This window comes from Methylobacterium sp. J-092 (assembly GCF_022829325.1).
Taxonomy (GTDB): Bacteria; Pseudomonadota; Alphaproteobacteria; order Rhizobiales; family Beijerinckiaceae; genus Methylobacterium.
This window is the reverse complement of record NZ_JAKSXU010000038.1, coordinates 35,187-50,232: the sequence shown is the minus strand read 5'-3', so window position 1 is coordinate 50,232 and position 15,046 is coordinate 35,187. Positions and strand designations below refer to the sequence as shown.

At 70.9% G+C, this 15,046-nt stretch carries 18 protein-coding genes; 8 read left to right on the top strand and 10 right to left on the bottom strand.

Annotation, left to right across the window (positions count from 1 at the left end; all coding sequences use genetic code 11):
- Positions 1 to 24: 24 nt before the first annotated feature.
- A complete protein-coding gene (locus MKK60_RS01720) occupies positions 25 to 336 on the top strand; it encodes a DUF3572 domain-containing protein (protein ID WP_147728254.1) in 312 nt (103 codons plus the stop codon).
- 15 nt (positions 337 to 351) lie between these two features.
- On the opposite strand, the gene MKK60_RS01715 is transcribed toward MKK60_RS01720, so the two are convergent.
- Positions 352 to 1,215 (bottom strand): cell envelope integrity EipB family protein, encoded by an 864-nt coding sequence (locus tag MKK60_RS01715; RefSeq protein ID WP_147728257.1) that lies wholly within the window; start codon positions 1,213 to 1,215, stop codon positions 352 to 354.
- Positions 1,216 to 1,367: 152 nt separating this feature from the next.
- Entirely contained in the window at positions 1,368 to 3,254 is a 1,887-nt protein-coding gene (locus MKK60_RS01710) for an ABC transporter ATP-binding protein (protein ID WP_147858146.1), read from the bottom strand.
- 202 nt (positions 3,255 to 3,456) lie between these two features.
- Between MKK60_RS01710 and MKK60_RS01705 the strand changes: the two genes are divergently transcribed.
- The 3 genes from MKK60_RS01705 to MKK60_RS01695 all read left to right on the top strand — a co-directional run bounded on the left by MKK60_RS01705 (position 3,457) and on the right by MKK60_RS01695 (position 4,862).
- The gene (locus MKK60_RS01705; RefSeq protein WP_147844399.1) at positions 3,457 to 4,005 is read left to right on the top strand and encodes a helix-hairpin-helix domain-containing protein; all 549 of its coding nucleotides are present in this window, start codon (positions 3,457 to 3,459) and stop codon (positions 4,003 to 4,005) included.
- Positions 4,006 to 4,152: 147 nt separating this feature from the next.
- Positions 4,153 to 4,368, top strand: a complete 216-nt coding sequence (locus MKK60_RS01700; protein ID WP_147728766.1) for a hypothetical protein — start codon at positions 4,153 to 4,155, stop codon at positions 4,366 to 4,368.
- Positions 4,365 to 4,862, top strand: a complete 498-nt coding sequence (locus MKK60_RS01695) for a DUF3016 domain-containing protein (RefSeq protein ID WP_147728765.1) — start codon at positions 4,365 to 4,367, stop codon at positions 4,860 to 4,862. Before MKK60_RS01700 ends, MKK60_RS01695 begins: the two co-directional genes overlap by 4 nt.
- Before the next feature lie 40 nt (positions 4,863 to 4,902).
- On the opposite strand, the gene MKK60_RS01690 is transcribed toward MKK60_RS01695, so the two are convergent.
- Both MKK60_RS01690 and MKK60_RS01685 read right to left on the bottom strand, forming a co-directional pair.
- Positions 4,903 to 5,697 carry an enoyl-CoA hydratase gene (locus MKK60_RS01690; protein WP_147728764.1) on the bottom strand — a complete coding sequence of 265 codons (795 nt, stop codon included), beginning with the start codon at positions 5,695 to 5,697 and terminating at the stop codon, positions 4,903 to 4,905.
- A 64-nt stretch (positions 5,698 to 5,761) separates the two neighbouring features.
- Positions 5,762 to 6,232, bottom strand: a complete 471-nt coding sequence (locus MKK60_RS01685; RefSeq protein ID WP_243983608.1) for an AMP-binding protein — start codon at positions 6,230 to 6,232, stop codon at positions 5,762 to 5,764.
- A gap of 350 nt (positions 6,233 to 6,582) precedes the next feature.
- Here MKK60_RS01685 and MKK60_RS01680 point away from each other — a divergent pair, with 350 nt between their 5' ends.
- Positions 6,583 to 7,014, top strand: a complete 432-nt coding sequence (locus tag MKK60_RS01680) for a hypothetical protein (protein ID WP_243936403.1) — start codon at positions 6,583 to 6,585, stop codon at positions 7,012 to 7,014.
- A gap of 18 nt (positions 7,015 to 7,032) precedes the next feature.
- Here MKK60_RS01680 and MKK60_RS01675 read toward each other — a convergent pair whose 3' ends face one another.
- The 3 genes from MKK60_RS01675 to MKK60_RS01665 all read right to left on the bottom strand — a co-directional run bounded on the left by MKK60_RS01675 (position 7,033) and on the right by MKK60_RS01665 (position 10,319).
- Positions 7,033 to 7,722 (bottom strand): uracil-DNA glycosylase, encoded by a 690-nt coding sequence (locus MKK60_RS01675; protein WP_243983607.1) that lies wholly within the window; start codon positions 7,720 to 7,722, stop codon positions 7,033 to 7,035.
- Positions 7,719 to 9,251 (bottom strand): bifunctional metallophosphatase/5'-nucleotidase, encoded by a 1,533-nt coding sequence (locus MKK60_RS01670; protein ID WP_243983606.1) that lies wholly within the window; start codon positions 9,249 to 9,251, stop codon positions 7,719 to 7,721. The genes MKK60_RS01675 and MKK60_RS01670 overlap by 4 nt, the downstream gene beginning before the upstream one ends.
- A 114-nt stretch (positions 9,252 to 9,365) precedes the next feature.
- Positions 9,366 to 10,319: a class I SAM-dependent methyltransferase gene (locus tag MKK60_RS01665; protein WP_243983605.1), complete on the bottom strand. Its 954-nt coding sequence runs from the start codon at positions 10,317 to 10,319 to the stop codon at positions 9,366 to 9,368.
- Between the two features lie 163 nt (positions 10,320 to 10,482).
- Here MKK60_RS01665 and hemH point away from each other — a divergent pair, with 163 nt between their 5' ends.
- Together hemH and MKK60_RS01655 are read left to right on the top strand one after the other, a co-directional pair.
- Positions 10,483 to 11,568 (top strand): ferrochelatase, encoded by a 1,086-nt coding sequence (hemH, locus tag MKK60_RS01660; RefSeq protein ID WP_243933409.1) that lies wholly within the window; start codon positions 10,483 to 10,485, stop codon positions 11,566 to 11,568.
- Between the two features lie 98 nt (positions 11,569 to 11,666).
- Entirely contained in the window at positions 11,667 to 11,822 is a 156-nt protein-coding gene (locus tag MKK60_RS01655) for a hypothetical protein (RefSeq protein ID WP_243933375.1), read from the top strand.
- Between the two features lie 48 nt (positions 11,823 to 11,870).
- Here the strand turns inward: MKK60_RS01655 and MKK60_RS01650 are convergent, their stop codons facing one another.
- The 3 genes from MKK60_RS01650 to MKK60_RS01640 all read right to left on the bottom strand — a co-directional run bounded on the left by MKK60_RS01650 (position 11,871) and on the right by MKK60_RS01640 (position 14,221).
- Complete coding sequence (locus tag MKK60_RS01650) at positions 11,871 to 12,488, bottom strand: GGDEF domain-containing protein (protein WP_243983604.1); 618 nt, start codon at positions 12,486 to 12,488, stop codon at positions 11,871 to 11,873.
- Positions 12,489 to 12,566: 78 nt separating this feature from the next.
- Positions 12,567 to 13,121: a hypothetical protein gene (locus tag MKK60_RS01645; protein ID WP_243983603.1), complete on the bottom strand. Its 555-nt coding sequence runs from the start codon at positions 13,119 to 13,121 to the stop codon at positions 12,567 to 12,569.
- A 185-nt stretch (positions 13,122 to 13,306) separates the two neighbouring features.
- Positions 13,307 to 14,221, bottom strand: a complete 915-nt coding sequence (locus tag MKK60_RS01640) for a peptidylprolyl isomerase (RefSeq protein ID WP_243983602.1) — start codon at positions 14,219 to 14,221, stop codon at positions 13,307 to 13,309.
- A 325-nt stretch (positions 14,222 to 14,546) separates the two neighbouring features.
- Between MKK60_RS01640 and MKK60_RS01635 the strand changes: the two genes are divergently transcribed.
- Positions 14,547 to 14,960, top strand: coding sequence for a hypothetical protein (locus MKK60_RS01635; protein ID WP_243983601.1), 414 nt, complete (start codon positions 14,547 to 14,549; stop codon positions 14,958 to 14,960).
- Positions 14,961 to 15,046 lie beyond the last annotated feature (86 nt).

The following is a 15,046-nucleotide window of genomic DNA, read 5'->3' as shown; positions in this document are numbered from 1 at the left end:
CGCCTTTGTAAGCGACAGATGTTGATGAATCGCAAATCACTTCAAGACGATGGGTCGACGCGAGCCACCGCCGCCGACCACAACCTGGCCGTCGACGTGCTCGGCTGGATGGTCGCCGACGAGGACCGCCTGTTCCCGTTCCTCAACGCGACCGGGCTGTCGCCCGAGGACGTCCGCGCGTCGCTGTCCGACCCGGCCTTCCTCGTCGGCGTGCTCGACCACGTCATGGGCGACGAGCCGGTGCTGCTCGCCTGCGCGCAGGGGCTCGACATCAAGCCCGAGCGCATCGCGGCGGCGTGGCGACGGCTCTCGCCGCAACAATCCGACGAGTTCTAAAGGGCCGCGTGCCGGCTACGGGGCGCACGGCTTGTCCGGCGCCTTGTCGAGCTCGAGGCGGGTCATGTCGCCGAGGATCGCGAAGTCGCCGTAGTCGAGCTTGAGCGCGCCGCTGACCCCGTTCTCGTAGAGGTCGAAGGTAAGGGTGTAGATCGGCGTGCGCTCGCCCTCCCCTTGCGTGAAGTAGCTCAGCGTCACCGGCCAGTGCGGCACGGCGGCCATCGCACCCTCGTGCAGCGGCTTGTCGCGGTCCGACGCGGCGGCGTTCGCCGGCGCCGTCGCACGGCGGCCGATCACGGCCAGGGTGTCGTAGACCTTGCGGCCGTCGTCCGACCCGTCGAACACTTTGGCCGACATCGTGGTGTCGCCGGCCCGCGCGGCCTGGACGAGGCGGCGCATGTGCAGGCTCGGGAACAGCACCGGGCCGGCGGCGGTGAACTGGTCCTTCTTCGGCTCCTTGAGCCGGACCTTGAACGCGTCGCCGCTCGCATCCGCGGTGCCGTCGACGGCCGGGCTCGGCTGTCCGTTCAGCACCGTCACCGTGCGGAAGCGGAAATCGCGGGCCTCGCCGCCCTCGAAGGTGGTGTTGCGCAGGTCCGAGGTCCGGCTGCCGCTCTCGCCGGATTCGAGCACCGTCACCTGGCGGGTCTGCATGGTGTAGCCGCGGCAGGAGTCGCCCTTGAACTCGATCACGATGCGCCCGCGCGCGCTCTCGACCGCCCGGGTCCCGCCGGTGGAGGCGAGCGACAGGTCGTAGACCGCCTTGTGGTTGGCGAGGATCACCGGCTCGGGCTTTCCGGGCTTCGGATCCTCGGGCTTTGCCGCCTCGGGCGCCGGCTTGGCCGAGGCGTCGGGCGTGGCCGGCGCCGCATGGGCCATGCCGCCGAAGCAGGCCGCGCCGGCGAGGAACGCGGCGACGAGGGCGGTGGCGTGGCGTGGCATCGTGAAAACTCCCGAGGCGGTGACGGCCGAAGTTGAGGCGCAGGCTGCAGGTAGTGGGTGCCGGGCCCGGAGCAATGCCGGGCGCCGGATCAGCGGTAGCCGGCCGCCTGAAGCTCGAACAGCTCGGCGTAGCGTCCGCCGAGGGCGACGAGCGCGTCGTGCGTGCCGGCTTCGAGCACCTTTCCGTCCTCCAGCACCAGGATGCGATCGGCCATCCGAACGGTGGAGAATCGGTGCGAGATCAGCACCGCGGCCCGCCCGGCGCTGAGGTCGCGGAAGCGGCGGAACACGTCGTACTCGGCGCGCGCGTCGAGCGCGGCCGTCGGCTCGTCGAGGATCAGGATCTCGGCGTCGCGCATGTAGGCCCGGGACAGGGCGATCTTCTGCCACTGGCCCCCGGACAGGTCGACGCCGCCGTCGAAGCGCTTGCCGAGGGGCTGGTCGTATCCGGCCGGCAGGCGCGCGATGACCGCGTCGGCGAGGCCGCGCACAGCCGCACGGCCGATGCGCTCGGCATCGTCCCGGGCCTCGATCCGCCCGACGGCGACGTTCTCGCCGGCGGTGAGGTCGAAGCGGACGAAATCCTGGAAGATCGCACCGATGCGGCCGCGGAGCGCGTCGAGGTCGTAGGCCTGCAGCGGCAGGCCGTCGAGCAGGATGCGCCCCTCGGTCGGGTCGTAGAGCCGGGTCATCAGCTTGACGATCGTGGTCTTGCCGGCCCCGTTCTCGCCGACGAGCGCCAGGGTCTCGCCCGCCGCGAGGGTGAAGCTCAGGTGCCGCACCGCCCACGCGTCGACGCCGGGATAGCGGAAGCCGACATCCTCGAAGGCGAGGCCCTGGCGGATCGTCGCCGGCAGGGGTGCCGGGGTCTCGGGCGAGCGGATCGACGGCGCGATCGCGAAGAACGAGAACAGGTCCTCGAGGTACTGCGTCTGCCCGGCGATCTGGGTGAACCCGAGCAGCAGGCCCTCGATCAGCCCGCGCAGGCGCTGGAAGGCGCCGGCAAGGAAGGCGAGATCGCCGATCGAGAAGCCGCCCGCCACAGTGCGCCAGACGATGACGGCGTAGGCGGCGTAGTAGGCCAGCGTGCCGAGCGCCGCGAAGGCGCCGCCCCAGCCGGCGCGGCGGATCGCCAGCGCGCGGTTGTCGGCCACCACCTTGTCGGCGAGGCCGGCATAGAGGTCGGTGATGTAGCCGTTCAGGCCGAACAGCTTGACCTCCTTGGCCGATTCGACGCTGGCGCCGAGGTAGCGCAGGTAGTCGATCCGCCGCCGTTCCGGGGTGCGGATCCAGGCGAGGCGGTAACCGGCTCGGGTGAAGTGCGCCTCGTTGAGGAAGGCCGGCACCAGCGCCGCCGCGATCAGCACGATCAGCCACGGGGTGTAGACCGCGACGCCCGCGGCGAACGAGAGCAAAGTCACCAGGGCCTGCCCCTGCCCGAACACCTGGGCGATCAGGCTGGTGCGCCCGGTGACCTGCCGGCGCGCCCGCTCAAGCCGGTCCTGCTGTGCGCTGTCCTCGAACTGCGCGAGGTCGAGGGCCGCCGCATGGCGCATCAGCCGGAGCGAGGCGGCGTTGGAATAGAGGTCGGCGACCAACCCGTCGACCAACGTGCTGAGGCGTCCGATCAGGTCGGAGAGGATCGCCAGGGCGAGTTCGGCCGCGACCAAGGCCGCGAGCCGCGACAGGTGCGGGTCCGAGAGCCACGCATCGACGCTCATCGGCGTCGCCCGCGGCCGGGCATGTTCCGCGACGATCGCGTCGAGGATCAGCTTCGCGAGCCACAGGGTCGCCACCGGCAGCCCGGCGCCGACGAGGCGCAGGGCGAGGCTGGCGGCGAACAGGCGCGGGCTCGCGGCGCGGACCTGCGCGAACAGGGCCGGCAGGTAGCGCAGCGATCCGAAGCGTTCGGAGATGTGTCGCCTGGCGGCGGCGAGCGGGGCGGCCAGGGCGGGGTCGAGGCGGGCGGTCGGCATCCCGGCGGGTATGGGCCGGCGCGGAGCCGGCGTCGATGCCGAAGGCCCCGCGAGCCGTCCGAAGGTCTTCCGCGCCGACGCTTGTTGACGGCCGGCCCGATCGTCTACGCCGTGCTTTGCTCCGGCAGCGCAACGTCTCTATCTTGCCAAGCGTTTGCAAAACTTGCCAAGCGTTTGCCAAACAACACGGATGGGAGGGGCGATGCTGAGCGGTTCGACGATTCTGCGGATCTCGCTTCTGCTGGTCGTCGCGGGCTGCCTCGCCGCCCTGATCCAGTATTTTCTGCCGCACGCACCGTCGCCGGCGCAGGCGCCGCCGGTCTCCGTGCCGCCGGCATCCGTCGCCCCGGCGCCGCGAAAGGTCGGGACGCCGACGCTGGTCCCGTCCCCCGCAGCGCCTCGAGCGGACCTCGCCGCGCCGCCGGTATCGCCGGATCCCGCGCCCACACCCGCTCCGGCACCCCAGCCGACCGCGGAAGCCCCGGTTCTCTCGCAATCCGTGCCGGAGTCGCAACCGACCGGTCAGGCGGAGGTGAACGAGGCCGGCGACAGCGCCGGACCGCGCGCGCTGGCGCTGGTCGACCTCAACACCGCATCGCTGGCGGAGCTGAACGGGTTGCGTGGCGGCGGCAGCATCGGGCGGGCGATCATCCAGCGCCGGCCCTACACGACGATCGACCAGTTGCTGTCGAAGCGCGTGCTCAGCCGCGCGACCTACGACAAGATCAAGGATCAGATCACGATCCGCTGAGATGCCCGCGACCGCGAAGCCGAGCTGTCCTTGTCGGGGGCCGGAGCGGTGCCGCAACTGGCGCAGCCTGCGCCGGTTGCCTATTGTGGACCCTACGGACGGATCGTCTGCGCGGGCGATCCCCGATCAAGGTGCGAGGAGCTGCGCATGTTCACCCAGACCGGCAGCGCGATCCTTCGGGACGACCTCGGCGTCGAGGAGACGACCGAGACCGACAACATCGTGCGGTGGGACGGCGAGCGGCTCTACGTCGAGCACGACGTCTACCACAACGGGCAGCTGGTCCACCGCAAGTACCGCCGCAACGTGACCGAGCCGGTCGCCCGCGCGCTGCTCGCCGTGATCAACCGCGCCAAGCAATGAGGCGCGTCGTCCTGGCAGCCCTGACGGGTCTCGCGCTCGGCGGTCCCGCCGTCGCGCAGGTCGGCGTGCGCTACGTCGCGCCGGAGCGCTTCACCGACGCGGAGGACCGTTGGGCCTCCTCCGGCCGGAGCCTGCGGCTGACGCTGGCGGAGATGACGCGGATCTTCCAGGACCTCGGCAGCCGGCGCCTCGGCCCCGACGAGAGCCTCGACATCACCGTCCTCGACATCGATCTCGCCGGGTACGAGCGGCCGGGCTTCGGCACGCCGAGTGGCCTGCGGATCGTCCAGGACTTCACGCCGCCGCGGATCCGGCTCGCCTACGCACTGCGGCGTGGCAAGCGGGTGGTCGCCAGCGGCGAGGATACGGTCACCGACCCCAACTTCATGCTGACGGCCAACCCACGCTTCTCGACCGGCGGCCTGTATTACGAGCGCGCGGTGCTGCGCGACTGGTTCGCGCGCCGCTTCCCGGTTCCGGCCGGCCGCGGCTGACGGACGTTTCGCGCGCCGAACCGCGCGGCTCGACCGCGGCTCACGCCGGCCAGCGCGGCGTGCGCTTCTGAAGGAAGGCATCGATGCCCTCGTCGGCGTCGGCGAGCATCATGTTCCGGGTCATGACCTCGGCGGCGTAGGCGTAGGCCTCCTCGAGGCCGAGCTCCGCCTGGCGGCCGAAGGCTTCCTTGCCGATCGCCACCACCCGCGCCGACTTGCCCGCGATGCGCATCGCCATCGCCTGCACCGTCGCATCGAGATCGGCGGTCGGCACCGCACGGTTGACGAGGCCGATGCGCAACGCCTCCGCGGCGTCGATCGGCTCGCCGAGCAGCAGCATCTCCATCGCCGCCTTGCGCGGCACCGCGCGGGAGAGCGCGACCATCGGGGTCGAGCAGAACAGGCCGATGTTGACCCCGGGCGTCGCGAAGCGGGCGTCGTCGGCGCAGACCGCGAGATCGCAGGTCGCGACCAGCTGGCAGCCGGCGGCGGTGGCGATGCCGTGAACCTGCGCGATCACCGGCTGCGGCAGCCGGGTGATCGCCAGCATCAGCCGGGAGCAGGCGCGGAACACCTCGGCCGCGGCCTCGCGCCCGGGATGCGCGCGCATCTCCTTGAGATCGTGACCGGCGCAGAAGGCCGGCCCGGCGCCGCGCAGCACGACGACGCGCACGGCTCGATCCTCGGCGATCGCGTCGAGCGCATCCTGCAAGGCCGCCATCAGCCCGAGGGACAGCGCGTTGCGGGCCGGACCGCGGTTCAGCGTCAGCGTGGCGATGCCTTCGGCATCCGCGCGAAGCAGCAGCGGCGCGTCGGTCTGCGCGGTCGAGGACATGCCCTGGCTCCCGTCTCGATGGCCGGTCAAGCCTATCACGGACGCGTCGGGTTTCGAGGATGGCTCAGGCCCGGCGCGCCGGCAGCGCCTGCGGGGCGAGCGGGGCGTCGTCGTACTCGGCGATCTCGAGGTCGATGCGGGCGAAGTCGGCGCCGCCGTGCCACCACACCAGCGGCTGAACCGAGACGAGGCCCTGGACGCTGCACAGCGTCTCCGCGAGGCCGGCGTCGACGAACAGGTGGCGCGGGCCGATCGCGTCGAGGTTCCGGGCGAGCGCGGTCCCGCGCAGGGTGAGGTCGAGCGGCATCACGGTGACGCCGACGGAGCCGAGGCCCTGCCAGATCGCGAGCACGTCGGGCTGGTTGCGCATCAGCAGGGCGACGACGTCGCCCTCCCCCAGCCCGTCGTGTAGGGCCCAGCGGGCGTAGCGGTTGCGGCGCTCGCCCGAGGGTGCGTCGCTCGGTTCGGCGAGGCGCAGCGACGGCGGCACGAAGGCGGGATCTGGCTCTGCGCGGTGGTCGAGGGCGAAGTGCATGCGGCGTCCAGTCCGGCTCATTGCGGAAGATGTCGGACTCCGATCTGCTCGCCACCGGTTAATAGCAGGCTTCGAACCCCCGCGTAGGGCAGGATCAAGTCGAAACAAGTTCCGCGGTTCCGCAAGGCAGACGAGGGACCGGGACGGCCAGTGACGCGGTAGAAACGCCGCTATCGATTGCAACGCAGGTAATGCTTAACCACGAACGTCCTTCGCCTTTGTCCTGCGCGGCCTGAGGCAATCCGTCGGGCCGCTCCCCCTGGGCGGCGTTCACCGTTCGGCGTATCTCGCCCGTCTCAACGACTCGCAAGAAGTCGTCGACGACGATGAGGAAACTTTCGCCCATGCGCATGTTCGCCACGCCGGCCGCCGCGGCCGCCCTCCTGAGCCTCGGTCTCGCCGCGCAGCCCGCCGCGGCGCAGATCCGCAACGCCCCGGCCCCGCGGGCTCTGGAATTCGCGGCCTACATCTTCGCGGCGTCGAACGTCTGCGGCTATCGGATCGGGACCGACACCTTCGAGGCGCTGCTGGTCAAGCAGGGCACCCGATCGGCCGACGTCAGCCCGCGCGGCCCGTTCGGCGGCCGGGTGCAGTCGATGTTTGCGCTGATGTCGAACGACATGGCCCAGCATCGCGAGAAGGCGTGCCTCGCCGTCGCCGGCGAATACGGCCCCGAAGGCACGGTCGCGAAGGACGTGCTGCTGCCGGCCGCAGCCGACGCGCCGCCCGCCGGCGCCGACACGCCCGCGCAACCGGCACCGGCGCCGAAGCCCGCCCAGTAACGCTGCGGGACGGAGCCGTCAGGGAAGGGGCCACGCGATCGGCGCCGACCCATGCTCGGCGAGCCACGCGTTGGCCCGGCCGAAGGGGTCCGAGCCGGGGAAGTCGCGCGCCCGGTTCAGCGGCGACGGATGGCCGCATTCGAGTACGCCGTGTCGCGATCGGTCGATCAGCGCGGCCCGCGTCCGCGCCTGTGCCCCCCACAGGAGGAACACGGCGGGCTCGGCGCGCGCCGAGACGGCCGCGACCGCCTCGTCGGCGAGCCTCGCCCAGCCGAACCGAAGATGCGCCCCGGCCTGGCCCGCCTCGACGGTGAGCGCGCTGTTGAGGAGCAGCACCCCCTGGTGCGCCCAGGCCGTGAGGTCGCCGCGCGTGGCCTTGCCCGGCTCGACCTCGGCCAGGATCACCTTGAGCGAGGCCGGCAGGCGCCGGGAGCCGACATAGGAGAAGGCGAGCCCGTTGGCGTCGCCCGGCGTCGGATACGGATCCTGCCCGAGGATCACGACCTTCACCGCGGGCAGCGGCGTCAGCGCCAGGGCGGCGAAGATGTTGCCGGGCGCGGGCAAGACCTTCGCGCCGGCCGCGATCCGTTCGTCGACCCGTGCCGCCACTATATCCGCCGCGCCCTCCGTGAAGAACGGCAAGGCGAGCCACGGGGATGCGCTTTGCCGGAACGCGGCGAGCGCTGCGGAGACGGTCGGTTCGGTCATCGGCCGATCAGGATGCGTTCGCCCTCGGTCACGGTGATCGGGGCGTGGCGGGCGACATAATCGATCACGGCGGTGGCGACGAGCCCGCCATCCGTCGCGCCGATCAAGGTCCGCCCCCGAGCCCGCACGCCGTAGCCGTTTCCCCCCTCGTAGAGGAAGTTGTTGGCGGCGACCCGGTAGGTCCGGGCCGGGTCCAGCGGCGCATCGCCGACGCGGACGGAGACGATCCTGTCGCCCGCCGGCGCATCGGGATCGACGCGGACGGTCAGGCCCGAGACCTGCGCGAAGCGGCCGGCCGGGCGGCCGAGCTCGCGAAACCCCGCCTCCAGCAGCGCGCGGACCTGGGCGCCGGTGATCGCCACCGACACGATGGTGTTGCCGAACGGAAGCTCGGTGAGGATGTCGCGCCGCGTCAGCATCGTGCCGGCCGGGTACAGGCGGTCGCCGCGCACGCCGCCGCCGTTCATCACCGCGATGTCGGCGCCCGTCGCCTCCCGCAGCGCGTCGGCGACGAGGCTCCCGAAGCTCGCCTCGCGGGCGCGCACGGAGACGATGCGGCTGTCGAGCGGATAGGCGGTCTCGCCGACCGGCACGTCGAGCCGGCGCGACAGGTCGCCCTCGAGCTTGCGCACGAGGGTCAGCGTATCCGGATCGGGTGCGACGGTTGTCGAATCGTGGATTCGGAAGCTCGGCCGCCACGTCACGCGCCGCGTGCCGCCCGCCGTCGAGACGCTGGCGTGGATGTCGATGGCGGTGACGTAATGCGCGTCGCTGCTCGACTCCGCGAGCACGCGGCGCCCGTCGTACTGCACCACGAGGTCGTGGTCGTGCCCCGACAAAAGGATGTCGGCATGGCCCGCCGCCAGCATCGCGAGATCGGTCGCGCGCGCGGTGTGGACGATCGCCACGACGAGATCCGCGCCGTCGGCGCGCAGCGCCTCGGCCTGCGCGGCCAGCGTCTCCAGCTCGGGCCCGAAGCGCAGATCGCCGCTCTGGGATTTCTCCGGCGTCGCGGCCAACGCGATGCCGGTGACGCCGACGTGCAGGCCGCCGAGGGTGAGCATCTGCCGATCGCGCAGGCTCGGCAACGGCCGGCCGGACCCGTCCCGCAGGTTGGCGGCGAAGCACGGGAAGGCGGCGGCGGCCATGCGCTCGCGGAAGACGGCGGGCCCGAAATCAAATTCGTGGTTGCCGGGGACGAACACGTCCGGCGGGGCGAGGTTCAGCAGGTCGACGATGTGGGCGCCCTTGTCGAACCCCGACATCAGCGAGGGCGACAGGGTGTCGCCGGCATGGGCGTAGAGCACCGGGACACCGCGGTCGCGCTCGGCCTTCACGATCGCATTGAGCCGCGCGAACCCGCCGCGCCCGTCGACCTCGCCCATCAGGTAGACGTCGTTGACGAGGAGCAGCGTCAGCGTCGGCTCGGGCGCCGTGGGCTCGGTCGCGTTCGCGATGGCGGGCAGGCCGGCCGAAAGGCCGGCGCCGATGCCGAGACCGAAGGTCTGGCGGCGATTGGGGCGAGGCATGGCGTTGCGTCTTGGCGGAAAAGCCCAGCCTACCCCCGCCGACGTGACGCGCGCACGACGGTCCTTGGAGCATCTTCGCGCGCGGTGAAGCCCGGCCGGCCCGCAGTCGATGTCCTAGCGGGCCGAGAAGGTCTCGCGCACCGCCTTGGCGTTGCGTCGGACCATCGGCCAGATCCAGGCGCCGGAAGCGAGGTAGGCCGCGGCCGGCATCGGCTTCAGCTCCTCGGCGAGGCGCTGGGCGAGGCCGGGCGCGCGGATCGGCACCGGCGGCGCATCGGTCTTGCGGTAGACCACCGTCGTATCCTCGCGCCAGTAATTGGTGTCGGGCACGAGGCCGGCGCGGCGTGCGGTGAGGTCGAAGGTGTCGCGCACGAAGCCGTGGACGTGGGCGAAGTGGAATCGCTCGTGCGGCGGCTTGCCGGTGGCGGCCATGTTCGGCACCGCGGCGTAGAGCACGCCGTCGGGCTTCAGCCAGCGTGCCAGCCGCTCCATCACGTCGGCCGGGTCGCGCAGGTGCTCCATGACGTGGTGCGTGGTGATCACGTCGAACGTGCCCGGTGCGAACTGGTCGTCGGCGGCGTCGTCCAGCACCTCGACGCCGTGCGTCGCGCGGGCATAGGCGGAATAGTCGCGGCCCGGCTCGACGCCGATCGCCTCGCAGCCCCGAGCCCGGGCGGCGGCCAGGAACTCGCCCGATCCGGAGCCGAAATCGAGCAGGCGGGCGCCCGGCACCAGCTTCGGCGCGAGCAGTTCCGCCCGGAACGCCGCCTCGCGCGTCGAGCGCTTGAGATGGACCCGGGGCGGGCCGCCCGCGAAGGCGAGCTGGTAGTCGGCGCGGTAGGCGTGGGCGTAGTAATCCGCCAGCTCGGCCGGCGTCGGCATCGGATCGGTGCGGATCAGGCCGCATTCGGCGCAGGCGATCGACTTCAGCGTCTTCAGGCGTCGATCGGTCTCCGCCACGGTGACGCTCTCCGTCGAGCCGCACAGATTGCAGGCCGTGGGCGCCCCCGTGTAGGGGTAGCCGGTGAACGGCATGAAGTGGTTCAGGAAGTAGCGGGGAGACTGCATGTCGCGCTCTCGTCGGCCGGACCTTCGCTGGCAGGCTTCGTGCTCTAGTTAGATATCCGATCCCGCACAACAGCACCGCCGTCATGCGGGCGCGCGGCCTCACCGTCGCCGCGCGCCCGGCGGCCCAGGACAGGAAGCGGCCGCCATGGCCGAGAACCTCACCATGAACGAACGCGTCGAACCGGCGTCCCTGTCGGCCGTCTCCACCGTCGAGCCGAGCCGTGCGGCCGGCGCGGGCACCCTTCCGGCCGATCACCCCCCGGTCCGCTGGGGCCGTGTCGGCGTGCTGCTGATGAACCTCGGCACGCCGGAGGGCACGAGCTACTGGCCGATGCGCCGCTACCTCAAGGAGTTCCTGTCCGACCGCCGGGTGATCGAGGTGCCGCGCCTGATCTGGTGGCCGCTGCTCAACCTGATCATCCTGACCAAGCGTCCCGGCCCGAAGGGCAAGGACTACGCGAGCGTGTGGAACAACGAGCGCGACGAGGGCCCGCTCAAGACCATCACCCGCGGCCAGGCCGAGCGCCTGCAGGCGATGATGGGCGACAAGGTCGTGGTCGACTGGGCGATGCGCTACGGCAAGCCCGAGGTCGCCCTGCGGATCCAGGCCCTGCTCGATCAGGGCTGCGACCGCATTTTGCTGGTGCCGCTCTACCCGCAATACGCCGCAGCGACCTCGGCCACCGCCTGCGACCAGGCGTTCAAGGCGCTGATGCAGATGCGCTGGCAGCCGACCGTGCGGGTCTCGGCGCCGTACCACGACGACCCCGTCTACATCCGTGCGATGGCCGATTCGATCCGCGAGGGGCTGGCCAAGCTCGATTTCGAGCCGGAGGTGATCCTCACCTCGTTCCACGGCGTGCCGAAGAGCTACCTGCTCAAGGGCGACCCCTATCACTGCCAGTGCGTGAAGACCGGCCGCCTGATCCGCGAAGAGCTCGGCTTCTCGACCGAGCGGATGCGGACGACCTTCCAGTCGCGCTTCGGCAACGAGGAATGGCTCAAGCCCTACACCGACGAGACCGTGCAGACGCTCGCGAAATCCGGTGTGAAGCGCATGGCGATCGTCGCGCCGGGCTTCACCGCCGACTGCCTGGAGACGCTGGAAGAGCTCGACGGCGAAAACCGGCACTACTTCGAGGACAACGGCGGCGAGCGCTTCGCCTACATCCCCTGCCTCAACGACAGCGACCTCGGCATGAAGGTGATCGAGACCGTGGTGCGGCGGGAGCTTCAGGGCTGGGTCTGATTACCCGTATCGACCCGCACGACATCTTGCGAAGCCCCGGCGCCGGGCTATCATCCAGCTCTCGATGCCGGGCGGCCCGGATCAGCAAGGGTGATGAGATGGCGTTCTTCATCGGGATCGCGTGTCCCTGGCTGGTCGTCGCGGTGCTCGACATCCTGGCATCGCGCCGGCGCACCGACGAGCTGGCTGCACTTGGGATCGTCGGTGCCGCCCGCCCGGCGACCTCCTCCTACCTGACGCCCGACGTGAAGTGAGGCGGCGCTCGGTTCGGCGTCGACCGGGGGGCTGGCGCGCGTCGATCTCTAGGCGCGCGTGACCGAGAGACCGGCCTCGAAGCCGTGCTCGCGGACGGTCTGGGTCTTCGGGAGCATGTCGCGAAGCTCTCGCACTTGGCTGGAGAGGTCGGCGTCGTTCGCCGGCTGGAACCAGCGATAGGTGCCCTTGCCGGCCCGCTTCGCCTCGTAGAGGGCCTGATCGGCTTCCGGCAGGAGGAGCATCGGGTCGGTGTCCGCGTCGCGCCGCGTCGCGATGCCGATGCTGAGGCCGACCCGGACGACCAACCCCGTCGGCAAGGCGTAGGGTCGTGCCACCTCGGCGATCAGGCGGGTCGCGATCGCCGCGATCGTGCGCTCGTCGTCGGCATGGACCAGGATCGCGAACTCGTCGCCGCCGAGCCGCGCGACGTCGGCGGGATCCGGCACGCAGCCGCGGATCCGTTCGCCGACGGCCGTCAGGAGCGCATCGCCCGCCGGATGCCCGTGCTGGTCGTTCACCGCCTTGAAGCCGTCGAGGTCGAGGAAGAGCACCGAAGCGTTCCGCTCGGCCGCCTTGAGGCGCGCTTTGAAGGAGTTGCGGTTCGGCAGGCCGGTCAGGCTGCAGTGAAGGGCGAGGTGGCTGCTTTCCTGCTGGGCCATCAGCATCTTGAGGTAATCGATGTGGAGTTCCCGGTTGATGCTGATCGTTCCCCATAGATAAAGCGGGGCGATGAGCGCGATCGGCTACAGCCACGGCTCCGGCCCCATCGCAGCGCCGGCCGCATAGGGCACGATGATCAGGACCATCTGCAGCTTGACCATGCGCGGCGAGCCGGGATTGCGCGCGCACATCGCCCCGACGATCCCGGTCGACAGCATGGTGCCGAACACCGCCAGGACGGGATCGCCCAAGCTCATGCAGAGGAAGGCGCCGACGCCGATCTGCGCGCACCACAGCACGCTGCCGGCGATGAAGGCATCGACGACGAGGGTGTCCCTCGGACGGCGGAGCGAGGGATCTCGGAGGATCCGCATCAACCGGCCGATGACGGCGAAACGGAACAGGACCAGGATCGTATCGACGGCCGCCCAGGCGAAGAATGCCGGGATCGGGTTCCGGTACAGCAGGATCGCGATGATGATCAGCCCGACGAGGGAGCCGGAGATCAGCGAGGACATTCGCCGGAACAACGTCCGCCGCAGCCCGTCGCTGATCTCGACGCAGACCGGCGCCGCGGTCTCGGTGAGCCAGATCATGGGTGCCAGGCGGGGCTTCAGCAGAACCTGCTCCGACGGCATCGCGATGATTTTCCTGCCGCCCCGCTCGTTGGGTACTCTTTCATACGATCCTTGCGCAAATGTTGATCCTTAGGCGCAAATTCCGTGCATGAGCGGTCCGTCATCGCACCTCCGACGCGGCGGACCGCGCCGAAATCCGCGGCTGCCACGCTTCCGCGCGAGCGAACGTCGGGCGGCCGCCGCGGTCAGGGCTTCTTCGGCTCCTCGGCGGCCGGGGCCGGCGCGGCGATCGGCTTGCCGTTCTCGTCGAAGCGCTCGACCTTGGCGTCGGCGCGGAGCTTCAGGATCAGGTCCTGTTGCGCCTTGCGGATCAGCGCCTGATCAATCTGCTCCTTCAGCTCGTCGAAGGTCGGCACGGGCTTGTTGCGCTTCTCCTCGACCTTGATCACGTGCCAGCCGAACTGGGACTTGACCGGATCGGAAACCTGCCCGGGCTGCAGCTTAAAGGCGGCGTCGGCGAATTCCTTCACCATCCGGTCCTTCGAGAACCAGCCGAGGTCGCCGCCCTCGGCCTTCGAGCCGGCATCCTTGGTGGTCTCGGCGGCGACCTTGGCGAAGTCCTCGCCGCCCTTGATCCGCGCGGCGATCTTCTTCGCCTCGGCCTCGTTCTCCACGAGGATGTGGCGGGCGTGGATCTCCTCCTCCGGCTTCATCAGCTTGGCGGACTGGTCGTAGAGCGTGTGGGCCGCCTCGGGCGTCGCCGCCTTCTTGGCCTCGCGCTCCAGGTACTCGTCGAGGAGGAGCTTGTCGCGGAAGTAGGCGAGCTTGCGCTTGAAGTCCGGCGTGTCGCCGATCTTGGCGGCGTCCGCCGCCTGCGCGCCGACCTTGAGGTCGAGCATGTAGTCGACCAGCAGGCCCTTCTTCTGCGCATCGTCGACGCCCGGCAGCGACAGGGCCGGATCCTCGGCCGCCACCGCGATGTCGCCGGCGGTGACCGGGATCCCGTTCACCTTGGCGACGACGCTGTCGGGCGAGGGCAGCACCGCGGCGGCGACGGAGGGCTGCGCCGCCGGGGTCGGCGTCTGCGCGGAGGCGGTACCGCCGAGCGCGAGCGCCAGGGCGAGCGCGCTCGCGCCGCGGAGGGTCTGGGTCTTCGACATGGCGTTGGCGTTCCTGGACGGTTTCGCCCCGACCCGTCGCGGCTCGGCGCCGGACGGTCTCGCACGGGGCTTCGAGGAAGCGGCATCGCAGCCGCGGGAATCGGCGAGACAGGTGGCTCGCGTCGCACGCAAAGGCAAGGCGCAAGGAATGACGGAAATGAGGTCGCAGGAGCACGGCTCAGATGAGGAAAGGATGCACGCACGTTCCATCGCCGTCGCGTCCGCCCGTCCTCGCCCGTCACGGGGAAAGCATTCCGTTGACTCCGTTTCTTGAGCCTTCGTGAACGCGCGCCGGCACAGGCTTGCCGGATCGACGGAGGGGCGGATGCGCAGGATCTCGCAGATCGGATGGATCGTGCTCGCGGCTTCGACCGCTTTCGCGTTCGCGGCGACGCCGTCCTCCGCCGAGGCACGCGGGTTCCGCCTGCGCCTCGGAATCGGCAGCGCGTCCGCCGCGGCTCCGGTCCCGCCGCGCGCGACCGAGCGCATCGCGAGCGCTGGCGTTCCCCTGCCGATCGCACCGCCTCGCGCGACGGAGCCGGCGTCGCCGCGGACGGAGCCGTGGACGCAGGCACGGGAGACGGTGCGTGGGCTGACGCCCGTCGCCGTCGCGCCCGTCGCCGTCGCGCCGATCGCGGAGCGTGCGAAGCCGTCGCCGCATCCGGTGCGGGTCGCCGGCCCGTGGTGCCCGTCGGACCGCATCGTCGGCGCCGGCGTGGGGTTCTGCGAAGTCAACTGACGCCGCGGGCGACAGCCGCCCGTGAACGGGTTGCGCGAGGCGGCACTGATACGGATCTGGGCCGAAGCGCCTCTGCGCAGCCCATC

Bases quoted from the DNA above. Each gene is read 5' to 3' on its own strand.
- MKK60_RS01720 (WP_147728254.1), top strand. From the start codon at position 25: ATGAATCGCAAATCACTTCAAGACGATGGGTCGACGCGAGCCACCGCC.
- MKK60_RS01715 (WP_147728257.1), bottom strand. From the start codon at position 1,215: ATGGCCCATGCGGCGCCGGCCACGCCCGACGCCTCGGCCAAGCCGGCG.
- MKK60_RS01710 (WP_147858146.1), bottom strand. From the start codon at position 3,254: ATGCCGACCGCCCGCCTCGACCCCGCCCTGGCCGCCCCGCTCGCCGCC.
- MKK60_RS01705 (WP_147844399.1), top strand. From the start codon at position 3,457: ATGCTGAGCGGTTCGACGATTCTGCGGATCTCGCTTCTGCTGGTCGTC.
- MKK60_RS01700 (WP_147728766.1), top strand. From the start codon at position 4,153: ATGTTCACCCAGACCGGCAGCGCGATCCTTCGGGACGACCTCGGCGTC.
- MKK60_RS01695 (WP_147728765.1), top strand. From the start codon at position 4,365: ATGAGGCGCGTCGTCCTGGCAGCCCTGACGGGTCTCGCGCTCGGCGGT.
- MKK60_RS01690 (WP_147728764.1), bottom strand. From the start codon at position 5,697: ATGTCCTCGACCGCGCAGACCGACGCGCCGCTGCTGCTTCGCGCGGAT.
- MKK60_RS01685 (WP_243983608.1), bottom strand. From the start codon at position 6,232: ATGCACTTCGCCCTCGACCACCGCGCAGAGCCAGATCCCGCCTTCGTG.
- MKK60_RS01680 (WP_243936403.1), top strand. From the start codon at position 6,583: ATGTTCGCCACGCCGGCCGCCGCGGCCGCCCTCCTGAGCCTCGGTCTC.
- MKK60_RS01675 (WP_243983607.1), bottom strand. From the start codon at position 7,722: ATGACCGAACCGACCGTCTCCGCAGCGCTCGCCGCGTTCCGGCAAAGC.
- MKK60_RS01670 (WP_243983606.1), bottom strand. From the start codon at position 9,251: ATGCCTCGCCCCAATCGCCGCCAGACCTTCGGTCTCGGCATCGGCGCC.
- MKK60_RS01665 (WP_243983605.1), bottom strand. From the start codon at position 10,319: ATGCAGTCTCCCCGCTACTTCCTGAACCACTTCATGCCGTTCACCGGC.
- hemH (WP_243933409.1), top strand. From the start codon at position 10,483: ATGAACGAACGCGTCGAACCGGCGTCCCTGTCGGCCGTCTCCACCGTC.
- MKK60_RS01655 (WP_243933375.1), top strand. From the start codon at position 11,667: ATGGCGTTCTTCATCGGGATCGCGTGTCCCTGGCTGGTCGTCGCGGTG.
- MKK60_RS01650 (WP_243983604.1), bottom strand. From the start codon at position 12,488: ATGCTGATGGCCCAGCAGGAAAGCAGCCACCTCGCCCTTCACTGCAGC.
- MKK60_RS01645 (WP_243983603.1), bottom strand. From the start codon at position 13,121: ATGCCGTCGGAGCAGGTTCTGCTGAAGCCCCGCCTGGCACCCATGATC.
- MKK60_RS01640 (WP_243983602.1), bottom strand. From the start codon at position 14,221: ATGTCGAAGACCCAGACCCTCCGCGGCGCGAGCGCGCTCGCCCTGGCG.
- MKK60_RS01635 (WP_243983601.1), top strand. From the start codon at position 14,547: ATGCGCAGGATCTCGCAGATCGGATGGATCGTGCTCGCGGCTTCGACC.